The sequence below is a fragment of the Flavobacterium cellulosilyticum genome (genome assembly GCF_004349355.1).
Classification (GTDB): Bacteria; Bacteroidota; Bacteroidia; order Flavobacteriales; family Flavobacteriaceae; genus Flavobacterium; species Flavobacterium cellulosilyticum.
The window spans coordinates 89,995-104,488 of the sequence record NZ_SMFK01000003.1; the positions used below are offsets into that span (position 1 = coordinate 89,995).

7 protein-coding genes are annotated in these 14,494 nt (G+C 34.3%); 4 read left to right on the forward strand and 3 right to left on the reverse strand.

Going from position 1 to position 14,494, the window contains the following annotated elements:
• Positions 1 to 13: 13 nt before the first annotated feature.
• The 3 genes from E0F76_RS06860 to E0F76_RS06870 form a co-directional block, all read right to left on the reverse strand.
• On the reverse strand, positions 14 to 1,600 hold the full coding sequence (locus tag E0F76_RS06860; protein ID WP_132003332.1) for a sodium:solute symporter family transporter: 1,587 nt from the start codon (positions 1,598 to 1,600) through the stop codon (positions 14 to 16).
• 2 nt (positions 1,601 to 1,602) lie between these two features.
• A complete protein-coding gene (locus E0F76_RS06865) occupies positions 1,603 to 2,682 on the reverse strand; it encodes a Gfo/Idh/MocA family protein (RefSeq protein ID WP_132003335.1) in 1,080 nt (359 codons plus the stop codon).
• A 111-nt stretch (positions 2,683 to 2,793) separates the two neighbouring features.
• A complete protein-coding gene (locus E0F76_RS06870; protein WP_132003337.1) occupies positions 2,794 to 5,295 on the reverse strand; it encodes an L-rhamnose mutarotase in 2,502 nt (833 codons plus the stop codon).
• A 764-nt stretch (positions 5,296 to 6,059) separates the two neighbouring features.
• Between E0F76_RS06870 and E0F76_RS06875 the strand changes: the two genes are divergently transcribed.
• The 4 genes from E0F76_RS06875 to E0F76_RS06890 all read left to right on the forward strand — a co-directional run bounded on the left by E0F76_RS06875 (position 6,060) and on the right by E0F76_RS06890 (position 14,236).
• Positions 6,060 to 6,779, forward strand: coding sequence for a GYF domain-containing protein (locus E0F76_RS06875; RefSeq protein ID WP_132003339.1), 720 nt, complete (start codon positions 6,060 to 6,062; stop codon positions 6,777 to 6,779).
• A gap of 435 nt (positions 6,780 to 7,214) precedes the next feature.
• The gene (locus E0F76_RS06880) at positions 7,215 to 10,607 is read left to right on the forward strand and encodes a transglutaminase family protein (RefSeq protein WP_132003341.1); all 3,393 of its coding nucleotides are present in this window, start codon (positions 7,215 to 7,217) and stop codon (positions 10,605 to 10,607) included.
• A 184-nt stretch (positions 10,608 to 10,791) separates the two neighbouring features.
• Positions 10,792 to 13,377 (forward strand): circularly permuted type 2 ATP-grasp protein, encoded by a 2,586-nt coding sequence (locus E0F76_RS06885; protein WP_132003343.1) that lies wholly within the window; start codon positions 10,792 to 10,794, stop codon positions 13,375 to 13,377.
• Positions 13,367 to 14,236: a transglutaminase family protein gene (locus E0F76_RS06890; protein ID WP_132003345.1), complete on the forward strand. Its 870-nt coding sequence runs from the start codon at positions 13,367 to 13,369 to the stop codon at positions 14,234 to 14,236. The genes E0F76_RS06885 and E0F76_RS06890 overlap by 11 nt, the downstream gene beginning before the upstream one ends.
• The last annotated feature ends 258 nt before the right edge of the window (positions 14,237 to 14,494 follow it).

Sequence of the window (14,494 nt, forward strand, 5' to 3'; positions counted from 1 at the left end):
ATTCAATTCTATTTTAATGTCCGTTAAATATAAGGTAAAGAGCGACCATAACCAAGCAAAGCAAAACCCATAATATTTTCACTTGTTTATCTGGTTTTGCTTCCGGATTGATTCGCAAAAGTGTTTGATGATCTTTTTGTCCTGCTTTGTCAAAAATGGTAATCAAATATGCCATTACCGAAAGTCCGACGAAAATATAAAAGGATAATAGCAAGAAATGTGGCCATTGATAAACTTCATTTGGAAAAACCCATAAGTATAAAACTCCTATTCCTATACTGATAAAAGTTCCTAAAGTAAGTGTCCAATTAGCCGCTTTGGTGGTGGTTTTATTCCAAAGTACGCCAAACAAAAATACCACAGACATTGGCGGAGCTATAAATCCTAAAACCGATTGGAAAATGTCAAAAAGGTTCAAACCTTTAATGCTATCAATTCCCAAAGTGATGAAAATGGATAATAAAGAACCGAAGAATACCACTAATCTTCCTGTTTTTACAATCGTTTTTTGTGATGCTTCGGGATTGTATTTTTTCACATAAATATCCATTGTAAAAACCGTACTCAAAGAATTCAAAGCCGAACCAATCGTACTAATTAAAGCTGCAATCAGAACTACAATAATCAAACCTCTTAATCCTGCTGGAAAAAGTTGCGTAACCATTGTCATATAAGCTTCGTCGGGATTTTTTAAATGTGGAAAAAGCACATAACAAACAATTCCTGGCAAGATGAACAATGGCACATCCAATATTTTTAACCAACCAATAAAGTTAGCTCCCAATTGTCCTTCTTTTAAATTTTTGGCTCCCAAAACCGATTGTACCATCGATTGATCCGTACACCAAAACCAAACACCCATAATCGGATATCCCAATACTATAGCAATCCAAGGATAATTTTTATCATCAGCCGGAAGTAATAAATTCCAATACGAACCCGGAGTTTGCGCATAAATCGCTTCTAAACCTCCCGCTTTTTCCACTCCCATTACAACCAATAATAATGAAACCGCAATTAGTAAGAGCATCTGAAAAACATTGGTATAAGCAATGGCTTTCAATCCTCCTGCTGCAGCAAAAAATCCGGATAAAATCACCATCATTATCACCGAAAGATACATCGGCAAATCCAACAATTGTTGTACCAAAACTCCTCCAGCAAATAAAGTCAAGGATAACCAAGAAATTAAAATCGTAATTAAAGTATACCAAGCTAATATATTTCGAGTCGAATCACCAAAACGCTTTCCCATAAATTCTGGAAGCGTGAGCACTTTGGCTCCCATATATCTTGGCGAAAAAACTACCGCCAAAAGCAGAATAAAGACAAAGGCGTACCAAGCAAAATTACCCGCAACAATCCCCGAAGTAAAACCCACACTGGCAGAAGCAATCAGCATGGATGGTCCAACATTTGTTCCCCACATATTTAATCCAATACTGGTCCAGCCCAAGGTATTCCCCGCTAAAAACAGGTTTTCATCTGATTTTTTATTTTTCACAAATGAAATATAATAACCAAATGCTACCAATACCAACAAATAACCCACAATAATAATGTAATCGACTGGTTCTAAAAAACTACTGATTTGACGCATTTTTAATTACTTATTGATGAAAGGTTAAACTCTTCTACTATTGCTGCAATTTTTACTGGCATTCCAGTAGCTAAACTTCTGTCCATTGCTTGCAATAGGGCAACAGTTCCAATACCTTCTTTCATGTCTGGATAAGCAGTGAAACCTTGTTCGATACTATCCGCAAAATATTCTAAATAGTTTTGGTATTCTCCTGCATGATGGCTCTGCCCTTCAAAACGGAAAAAATGTTTCAATGCAGCATCACCCCAAGTCACTACTTTTTCTTCACCATCTTTGGTGGTAACCGCATAACGCAATTCGTGATAATCCGCTTGACTTGCTCCTTCAGTTGCTCTCAAAATCACACTCATACCGCTATCTCGTTGCGCTGGTTGCGTTGGCGAAGTATACACACCGCTTACACGGGCAATTCTTCCATCAGTTGCTTTGAAGATAAAATGCATGGTATCTTCGTTTTTCAATCCTGCTACTGAACCATTACTGCTAATCATTCCATAGCCCATTACTTCTTCTATGTTGGGCAAATACCAACGAATAAAATCCACTGGATGACTTAATCCTCCGTACAACCATTTAAAAGATTGTTTTAACGACCACTCTTTTTCTAAAAACCAACGGTGATCTGCATGATAATGGGATTCAATAGTAATTAAATCGCCTATTAATCCTGCTTCAAAATCAGCTCTTTGTCTTTTAGCCGGTTCAAAAAAACGTGAACTTTGACCAATAAAAACTTTCTTTCCCGTCTTTTCACTGAGCTCCAATAAGGCGGAGGCATCTGAAAGATCATCAATAAAGGGCTTGGTACATACTACATGTTTTCCGTGTAATAATGCTTGTTTCACATGTTCTGCGTGCAAATGATCAGGTGTATAAATGGCAATGATATCGATTGCGCTATCTTCTAAAAGTTCATTATAATTAGTGGTATACGAATGAAAATCAAATTCTTGGGCTCTTTGTTTGCACAAGTCCTCATTTCTGTCACATACTTTTACCAATTCCAATTTGGAACTTTTTAAAGCGGCCGACATGGTACTGCGTCCTTCTCCAAGACCTAGAATAGCTATTTTTAACATTAGTTAGATTATTATTTATTTAATTTTTTGATTAATGATATTTGATTAACGATTCTTGATTTTAGAATTTTTACATCTGCAATCAAGAATCGTTAATCAGCATTCTAAAATCTATATTTTCTTCAAAAACATCCAAGTTTCTCCGGGTTTTGTTCCTTCGATTCCAGTTTGGTATTTTTTCATTAAGGCGTTCCAATCGTCTACACGTGGATTATTTTCGGTAGTTTTTGGATTTAATTTATCTAAATTTTCTCCTTTTGGAATACTGATAATCAACATTAATTGTCTTCCGTTTTTAAAAACTTGCAATTGCTGAAAGTCGGCATTACAGAAACCTTTAGCGATTTCCGGCCATTTTTCAAATTGAGTCGTGTGATAATCTAGGTATTCTTGTTGCATTTTAGGATCTTCAACCAAGTTGGCTGTCAACACAATATTATCCCATTCCGAAGCGGGTTTTGAAGCTCTGCATCTCTCGAAATTTTGAAAATTGTAAATTGGTTTTTCGTAGATTTTAATTTCCAAGGCTGGAAATGCCAAAGCCAATTTTCTCTTCACCCGCTCTGGCTGATTCATCAAACCATAAATCACCAAATGCTTTTCCCATTGATAGAGTTCTTCGCCAACAATTCGGAAGCCTTTTATAGTTGATTTAATTTTTTGGATATCGAAATCTTTACCTACTAATTCTATCGCAACCGACTGTGGCATTTCTTGTAAACCCCATGTCGCATCAATAACCACCGCTTTTTTCAAGCTAGCATACGGTGCTCGAATACCAGCATTATCCTTAATACTTGTACTTACAAACTGATTGTTGTCTTGCCAAATATTCCCTTCAGGACCATTGTTGTTTTTTAGCGTTTTCTGAATCGGAATCCAGTTATTTTTTACGGTAAAATGCTGGGTTCCTTCATCAGTATACAAATACAACCATAAAAACGGATCGTGTGCATACGGACTATAATACACTTTGTCAATGTAGTTTTCTTCAATCCTACTATTTGGTTGGGACGAAAGCGTGTAAACTCCTGCTACATCGTGCAAATGTTTGGCGTAATGATGGATTTTATTCGCCAAAATTGCATTGTTTTGCATCACATTTTCCGTGTGTGTCCAACCCCAACCCATTGAAATTCCGCTATAAGCCGCATCCGAGATTTCGTTGTGCTCAATAGTCAAATTTTTCACAAAACCAGCCGCAATACCTAGGCATCCCCAATCCTCATTGGCAACATTAGTAATTAAATTATCCGCAATTAATTCATCCGAACAAACGACTCTTTCGTCTTTCACGCTATAAGGCAAATGTGCTTCAAAAGCTTCTTCCGAGAAAACACCAAGGCTGATTCCGTTTCCGCCAATATCTTTAAATAGATTTCCTTGAACGGTGTTGTGGTTCGTTCCTTTATTCAGGTCCAAACCTGTAGAAGACATATGTTCAAATCGACAACCTTCAAATACTAGATTATTAGCATAATTTACTTCTACAGCAGCTCTGGGCCTTCCTACCCATGCTTGGTTTTCTAAACTGGCTTGATTGGGTGTGCCCGGCTCTTTCAATTTATAGGCATCCAACAAATACATACCCGCTTGCAACGGCACATGTCCTTGTTGAGAAGGACGCAGCCAATTACTATATTCAAAAGAAATGCCTTTGAATTGAAAATGATGTACAGGCGAATCTAAAGTTCCTTCTACTTTTACTAGATTTTCTAAAACTGGCACGGTTACTTTGGCTGTAGCCAAATTTTCTCCCACTCTTGGAATGTAATAAATCTTAGCATTTTTTTTATCCAAATACCATTCCCCTGCTTCATTCAGCATCGAAATTCCGTTGTTTAAATAAAATGCTGAGTTTCCATTATTTTTTGAAATCCAAGGTGCTGGCCAAGGATGTTCACTTTGAATGCGGCTTTCTGGTTGTTCGAATGATACTCTAGCACTGTCTTTTTTAACTTCTATATTTTTAATTCGCAAATTGGCAATAGCCCACCATTGGATGATGAACATTTCCATGCCTTGTTCGAACTTTACCGATTTATCTTTATATGGAATCCAACAGCTTTCTGTTTCCTTATCCCAAGAAAGGATGCGGTCCATGAGATTTCCTGCTGTACTTTTTGCTCTTACGGCTTTCATACCATTCACCCATAATTGACGGTAATTGATAATTTCATCAGCTATTTTTGGAGCATCAGCTACCCACACAATTCCTTGTTTCAGACCGTTTATAGCAGTTGTAGTTTTTTTCCAATTTTTTATATCCAATCCACCGCTCAAAATTGGTTTTGCATTAGCATCGGCTTCGATAGTAGTAGGACTTTCAGGAGTTCCGGAATCTTCGGGCCTTACAAATAAAGGTTGATTTAAATTATACGTCCCGTTCATTACTATAATATGAATACCATTTTTAATGGAGGGATCTTTCAAACGACGTAGCTCTCTAGCTTCTCTTAATGCCATATGTACCGTTGCAAAAGGACTTTCTTTAGTTCCTGAATTGCCATCATTACCTTTGATAGAAACCCATATTTCAGCAGCATTTACTGAAAACGTAGCACACATCATAAAAAAAGCTATAACTATTTTGCTCAGGGCATTAAAATTCATTTTGTGTTTATTAATTTAATTTTTCGTACAATATTTATCCTTAAACATATAATTACCAGAATATTATATCCTATTCTATTTTTTAATAATCATTTTTATTACAAACAAAAAAGCAGTTAAAATTCAATAAAGAACAAAAATTATTATTAAATTCTATATCATTATTTTGACTTATTTGAGTTTACAATATGAGATTAATTATAAAGAACACTGTCCTGTACCACCCTGTTTTTATAAAATAAAAAACATATCTCCCCATTTCGAATCTATTTATAATACAATAAATGCAACTATAGGTTTGTCCAAGAATTTAATCAAAAGTTTTTATGAGGGCAAAATTATCATGTCAAAATATGTTTTTTAACATAAACCATTTAAGATAGTTTAGCTCTTTGCCAATTTCCATTTTCAACTATTCTCTCACCGAGATTTTTAAGTCCTTCGACCATAAAAATAGTTGATATTTGAAAGGGTTTTATAATTTTATAACTAACATTTAGTAAAATTGTACTTTTGGTTCCTTTCATAAGTTCAAAAATAGTCGTCTTTAAAAGTGCTATATTTGTATGTTTTATTTCGTGTTATTTTGATTAAATTTGTACCCAAATTGAGCTTATAAATCTGTGAAACCTAGTAAAAGTTGGTTTACAAATTTCTGTCTTTTGAAGTAATAAGTCAAAACAGAATTTATCATTTATCATAATTTCAAGAATAAAAAACCGTTAAGTATTAAGCACAATCATTTATATATTTTGTATTAATTTATGAAAAAATACTATTTACATATTGGGACTGAAAATAGTGGTCCCTTTGATTTAGAAGAAATAAAAATCAAAAGAATTACAAAAAAAACTCCTGTTTGGTTTGAAGGTTTAGAAAACTGGAAATACGCTGAAGAAATAGAAGAACTAAAAAGTGTTTTTATTGTAACACCACCGCCTATTGATACCTTTTCGAAAATAACTTCAAATCCTAAAAAGGTAAAAAAAGTTAAAGAAGTTACAATTTTAGGATTATCGAAAAACACCTTTTTTTTCGTTCTCACATTCCTTATTTTACTTATTGCTACCGTTGTTTTTAATTCTTATCAAGAGAAAAGAGATCGATTATTAGAAAAACGAAATCATAAGACTGAAATCGAAAATAATCAATATGTTATCCAACAAAAACAAATTAATGAACAAAAAGTTGCCCTTGCCGAACAAGAAAGATTAGAAACAGAAAGAGTCCTTAATGAAAAAAAACAAACGGTTAACAATCGACTAATTGTAATTCAAAATTTACTTTCGATAAATAATGAAAATTTAGAAAATGCAAAAGCAAAATTAGATACTGTTTCGGGTTTCAAATTGTTTAGAACTGCTGATGAAAAACAGGAGCAAATAGATGTATTGAAAAATGAAATAAATTCCTATTTAATTGAAATAGAAATACTAAAAAAAGAATCAAATCAATTGAAATTAGAGTTAGAGAAAATACATTAAGGTATTAACAACCTATTTTCAACCACAACAAATGAAATATCTTCTATCTTTTTTTTAAAATATTTGGCATATTTTATCATTATACTATTATTAATAAACTATCCTAGAGCATTACCAAAACAGAGTAGTAACGGCAAACCCAATATCCAAAAATTTCTGCAATCTAAAGATCTATGAACATATTTAACTCAAACGATTGCGAATTTATATAGTAAATCTTGGCTAAAAAAAACGTTTTAAAGCTTCAAAAAATAACTCCTAATCCGACTAAATTTAAATCCACTTTATATTATTCGTAATATCCGAGCTTAAATTTATCAAATCAAAGATATTTTAAAACAAAACACCTGCATTATTATTATATAAAACGAAATAATGGTGATTTTTTTACAATATTTGTATATATAATAAACCCTTCGTAAATAGCACTCACCTATGTCTTTAAAAATAGCCATTTCACACAAAACAGCCTACAAATTTGATCGAAGCGTAAAACTTTTTCCTCATATTTTTAGACTTAGGCCGGCAGCTCATTCCAGAACCTCAATTGAAGGATATACTTTTAAAATCTTTCCCGAAAATCATTTTATCAATTGGCAACAAGATCCCTTTGGGAACTATCAGGCAAGAGTTGTTTTCAACGAAAAAACCACCGAATTACGCGTGGAAGTCGAGGTTATTGCTAAATTAGAAGTCATTAATCCTTTTGACTTTTTTATAGAGGAATATGCAGAAAATTTCCCGTTTCAATATGACAATAAATTGCAAAAAGAACTATCGCCTTATCTTGAAGTAAAAGAAAAAGGAGAAAAATTTGATGCTTTTGTAGCACAATTGGCTCAGAAAAAAGATTTAATCACGGTAGATTTTTTGGTGTTCGCCAATCAGTTGGTATTTCAAACTTTAAATTACAATATCCGACTTGAAGTTGGTGTCCAAACTAGTGAAGAAACCCTAGAAATACAAAGTGGTTCATGCCGTGATTTTGCATGGCTATTAGTTCAGACTTTACGTAGCATAGGATTGGCAACTCGTTTTGTATCAGGTTATTTAGTTCAATTAACTTCCGATATAAAATCACTGGATGGTCCATCAGGTCCCGAAAATGATTTCACCGATTTGCATGCTTGGGTCGAAGTTTATTTACCTGGTGCAGGTTGGATTGGACTAGATCCTACTTCGGGTCTTTTTGCTGGCGAAGGTCATATTCCACTATGTTGTACCCCTGATTATGAAAGTGCCGCTCCAGTCTCAGGCGCTACTGAGGTTTGCCAAGTGGAATTCGAATTTGATAATACCGTAACACGTATTCACGAAGATCCAAGAGTGACAAAACCCTACACCGAACAACAATGGGAAAATATTATGAAGGTGGGCAACGATGTCGAAAAAGATTTGATTGAAGGTGATGTTCGATTAACTATGGGTGGCGAACCAACCTTTGTTTCTATTGACGATTTTGAATCTCCGGAATGGAATTCTACCGCCGATGGTCCATTGAAACGAAAACTCGCTTATGATTTGGCACTTCGATTGAAAACACGTTTTGCACACGGAGGATTACTTCATTTTGGTCAAGGAAAATGGTATCCAGGCGAATTGTTTCCGCGCTGGCAATATGCACTTTACTGGAGAAAAGACGGACTACCTCTTTGGAAAAACGATGCTTTAATTGCCAAAGAAGATGGTGAAAAACATACTTTTCATGATGCCGAACGTTTTGCTATTGAATTGACTAAATACTTGGGCATTGACACTAAAAATATCAATCCTACTTATGAAGACCCTATTTATTGGGCACTTGAAGAAGGAAAATTACCGGTAAATCTAGATCCACTTGCTGTAAATCTAAAAGATTCGGTTCAGCGTCATACCTTGGCCAAATTATTAGAAAAAGGATTGAATAATCCCTCGGGTTTTGTATTACCACTAAAATGGATACATGAAACCCAAAATTGGGTGAGTTGTGTATGGGAATTCCGAAGAGGACAATGTTATTTGATTCCTGGTAACTCCCCTATTGGCTTACGATTACCGTTAGAATCTTTACCAAAAGTGTCTAAAAACAAAAGAGAACAACCTGTATCTAGGAGTTTATTTGAAGAATTACCTGCATTAGGTGATTACCATCAATCTTTGGACGAACGCTACGGAAGTGTTTCAGCATCGTATAAAGCAGCTGAAACTTCAAAATCAAAGGAAGAAAAAGAAGCTTTATTATTTGAAGTAGAAACCTTTTCAACTGCCATGTGTGTTGAAGAACGTGACGGAATTATTTATGTATTTTTGCCTCCAACAGATTATTTAGAGACATATTTGGATTTGATTGCTTCAGTAGAAATGACTGCTGAAAAATTGCAAATTCCCATTCGAATTGAAGGCTATCAACCTGAAACCGATTATCGTATCGAAAAAATGATGGTAACTCCAGATCCTGGTGTTATTGAAGTCAATGTACATCCTGCCAAATCGTGGCAAGAAATAGTTGACAATACCACAGCTTTGTATGAAGAAGCTTTCCTTTCTCGTTTAGGAACCGACAAATTCATGGTCGATGGCCGTCATACTGGAACTGGTGGAGGAAATCACGTAACCCTAGGCGCAGCAAAACCAGAAGACAGCCCTTTGTTGAGAAGACCCGATTTATTGCGAAGTTTGATTACTTATTGGCAACATCATCCCGTTTTAAGCTACCTTTTTGCAGGCCCTTTTATTGGCCCTACGAGTCAAGCTCCTCGTATAGATGAAGGTCGGGACGAGCGTTTGTATGAAATGGAAATTGCATTTGAACAAATTCCGAAAGACAAAGACATTCCTTTTTGGATGGTGGATCGAATTTTTAGAAATTTACTAACCGATATTACTGGAAACACTCATAGAACCGAATTTTGTATTGATAAATTATATTCGCCAGATTCTCCTACTGGACGTTTGGGAATTTTAGAATTACGTGCTTTTGATATGCCCCCACACAAGCACATGAACTTGGTTCAAAACCTATTAGTTCGTTCTTTGGTGGCTAAGTTTTGGAAAAATCCATATGAAAAAAAATTAGTCCGTTGGGGAACCGAATTGCACGATAAATTCTTGTTGCCCCACTTTGCTTATTTGGATATGATTGATGTAGTCAATGATTTAAAAGAAGCTGGTTATGATTTTGATATCTCCTGGTTTGACCCCTTTTTCGAATTCCGTTTCCCTCATCATGGAGGCATAACAGTCGATAATATTCAATTGGAAATTCGATTAGGAATAGAACCTTGGCACGTTTTAGGGGAAGAACTTTCTAGTAATGGAACGGCTCGTTTTGTTGATTCCTCATTAGAACGATTGCAAGTAAAGGTCTCAGGATTTATTCCTGAACGTCATATTTTATTGTGCAAAGGCTGTAGAATTCCGTTAAGAAGCACTGGAACCAAAGGCGAATATGTTGCAGGAATTAGATATAAAGCATGGAATCCGCCATCGGCATTGCATCCTAATATTGGAGTCGATGTTCCTTTGGTTTTTGATATAGTAGACACATGGAATAATAAATCTATTGGTGGTTGCACCTATTTTGTTTCGCACCCTGGAGGACGAAGTTTTGAAACTTACCCTGTAAATAGCTACGAAGCCGAATCGAGAAAAATAAGTCGTTTTTGGGATTTTGGTCATACTCCATCCAGTACATCTGAACAAAGTGAACCAGTGATTAATACACCCACTGTTTCCAGATTTGTTGCTCAGAATAAAACAAACCTTAAACCAGATACACCAATTGAATTGATAAATCCAGAATATCCGAATACACTTGATTTAAGGCAATATTGGGTTGCAAAAAAATAATTGTTTTTAGCCACAGATTTAAAACTATTAAAATTGAATTTGATTTAAGATTTTTTTTTAAAATCTGTGGCAACTAAAACACGTTTGCGAATTAGATAATATATTTTATACAATACAATTGTTGTTACCATTTAAAACTAGTATTTTGCAAGACTATAAAATATAAATCGTTCAAATTTTACAAATGATTCAAGATATTTCATTGAGCCTACTCAACGCCTATAAAGAAAAAATTAACTCCTACGACGAAGTAATCGACCAAAACGGACAAGTTAAGCCGTATTGGCAAGGACTTTTTGATACTTTAGAATCAATGGGAATTGAAGAATTAGAATTACGTAATCATGAAATAATAAAAAAATTAAAGGAAAATGGAGTTACCTACAACGTTTATGACTCCAATAAAGAATCCGATCGCGCTTGGAAATTAGATCCAATTCCGTTTTTAATCCATGAATCAGAGTGGGAAACCATCGAAAAAGGACTCAAACAAAGAGCTCGATTATTAGATTTGATTTTAAAAGACCTTTATGGCCCGCAATTATTGATAAAAAACGCAATTATTCCTGCCGAATTAGTTTTTGATAATTCAGGTTTTTTATTGCCATGCTTTGATATTAGACAAAAACTCAACAAGCAATTAATTAATTATGCTGTAGATTTAGCTCGTGGTCCTGATGGAAAAATGTGGTTCTTGGATAATAGAACTCAATCTCCCTCTGGTGCAGGATATGCTCTTGAAAATAGAATTGTGATGAGTAAGGTTTTTCCAGAACTCAATAAAAAAACATACAGAAAAAGACTTTCTCCCTATTTTAGTCAATTACAAGAAACTGTTGACTCATTGGGAAATAATTCGAATGAAAATCCGAATGTCGTTTTCTTAACTCCTGGCCCTGGAAACGAAACTTATTTTGAACACGTTTACCTTTCTTCCTATTTAGGTTATACTCTTGTGCAAGGAAGCGATTTATTGGTTAGAGATGGATATGTCTGGCTAAAATCTATTGATCAACTCGAAAGAATTGATGTCATAATCAAACGGCTTGATGATGTATGGTGCGACCCGCTAGAATTAAGAAGGGAATCTTTATTAGGAATTCCGGGTTTATTACAAGTGATTCGTTTAGGAAATGTTAGTGTAATAAATCCTCCTGGAACCGGAGTTTTAGAGAATTATGGTTTAATGGCTTTTATGCAAAATGCCTCAAAATTTCTACTCAACGAACCATTATTATTAAATTCTATTGCAACTTGGTGGTGTGGTCAAACCAAAGAGCTAAACTTTGTTTTAGAGAATTTACCTAAATTGATTATAAAAAAGACCAATAGAAAACAAAGTTTTAGATCCATATACGGACGATTATTAAATGAAGAACAACTGGAAGATTTAAAGAGTCTTATTCTAAAAAATCCTAAAGATTTTGTAGCTCAAGAAGAAGTAAGTTTATCTACTACACCCTCTTTTATTAATGGAACTATTGAGCCAAGATATGCTGCATTTCGTGCCTTTCTAATTGCCGATGGGGACGATTATAAAGTAATGAATGGCGGTTTGACGAGAAGTTCAGTTGTGAAAGGAAAATTTGAAATTTCGAACCAATTTGGTGGTATTTCAAAAGACACTTGGATAATAACTGATACCCCAAATACCTTTCTAGATAAACAAACAGAGCGAAAAAACACCAACAATCAACTCAACAATTCATTGACCAGTAGAAATGCCGAAAATTTATTTTGGGTAGGTCGATTGTGTGAGAGAACAATGGCCCTGCGTAGCTTTTTGAAAATAATTCTGAATCGACTCAACGAAAATGTCTCCAAAAACGGAGATAAACAACCTGAATTTTTGATCGTATTATTAAAATCACTCACCCATCTTACCCAAACCTATCCAGGTTTTGTTGGTGATGAGGACGATGAACAATTTGACAACGAAGCAATTTTCGAAAATCCTATTGCTGAATTATTGCTCTTGATTAATGATCCTGGAAAAGCAGGCTCAGTGGTGTATAATCTTCAATCTTTGCTCAACACAATTAATCAAGTTAGTGAAAAATGGAATCATGATACTAGACGCATTATCAATTTAGTAGAAGACAGTCTTTTTACGCTCAAAAAGACAAATACCAATAACATCAATCATGTAAACCATGCCTTGGATAAATTGCATATTCGATTATTTTCATTCTATGGAAATATATTCGAAACCTTACCGAGAGACAATGGTTTTTACTTATTAGAAACGGGCAAAAATGTGGAGCGAATTTTATCATTGTTGAATGTTTTTCGTTCTACTTTCAATTATAAAAAAAATGAGGAAGAAGAAGCTTTACTAATGGAAGCAATCCTAGAAAACCATCATTTATTATCACAATATCGACACATTTACAAATCACATTTGAGTCTAAAAGCGGTAATCAATATGGTGTTTTTAGAAAAAAACCTTCCTTATACTCTTGCCTTTTTATTAGATACCCTAACCAATTATCTCGCTAAATTGCCAAAAACAAACGATCCACATCGATTGAGTATTGCTGAAAAATCAGCTTTGGAAGCCAGTACTTTGGTTAAACTAATTGATGCCGATATTTTGATTCAAGCGGATGATGCAACTCAATTTCGATCTGAATTAGACGAAACATTATCAAAAGTTTTTGAACTTATTTGTAAAGTTTCAAACCATTTATCAAGCTTGTATTTTAATCATTCTGTAATGCAATATTCTGATGTAGAAACCCTCGAAAATAGTGATACAGATGAAATATAAACTAAAACATAAAACACAGTATACCTATGCAAATGAGGTGCATAATTATCAAAGTATTTTGTGCTTGCAACCACTGAATTCATCTAAACAAATTTGCAAAAATTTTAAATTAGTGATTGAGCCTAAACCTTCCAAAATTTATAGCAGAACGGATTATTTTGGAAATATCCAACATTATTTTTCACTGCATGAATCTCATAAATCACTAAAAGTTACGGTTACTAGCGAAATTGAAGTATTAATCAATAACGTTCAGCTTTTTAACACTATTACTTGTGAAGAAGCAAGGCAACGATTCCAAACCGATCATGCGCTCAAAGTGCAAGTTTTATTGTATCAATTACCTAGTCAATTTATTAGTTGGGATGATGAAATAGTGGCTTTTGCCGAAACATGTTTGATTCCAAGTAAGCCTCTTTTTGAAGGAATTTTAGATTTAATCCAAAAAATATTCACCGAATTTAAATTCAAATCTGGTTCGACAAATGTCAATACACCTTTAAAAACAGTGCTTAAAGAACGTAAAGGAGTTTGCCAAGATTTTTCACATTTGGCTATTGCTAGTTTGCGAAGTGTTGGAATTCCAGCACGATATGTGAGCGGTTACATCGAAACTTTACCTCCAAAAGGAAAAGTAAAATTAGAAGGTTCTGATGCTTCTCACGCGTGGATTTCAGTTTATATTCCAGAAATGGGATGGTGTGAATTTGACCCCACAAACAATATGATTCCGCAACAACGCCATATCATTACCGCTTACGGAAGAGATTTTGCTGATGTATCTCCAATGAAAGGAATTATTTTTAGTTCTGGCGATCATAAAGTAAAAGTTGAAGTCGATGTGATTCCATTAGTTTAGTTTAAATTTAGTAGTAAAAAAAATAACAGTTATCTAGTAATTTTATAACAATTATTCATTTTATTGTAAATTGACTGTAAATACTTTCCATAACTTTGCCACTAATAACAGAAAGTAAACCTTCAATTATCCTAAACTGAGTACGTTGGCAAAATGTCATATTAATTTATTTTAAAAATACAATCATCAAAAAACATCCCCTTTTAAAACCTAGAAAAGCTTCTGTAATTGATTTAACAACAGCAAATCTATTATTTG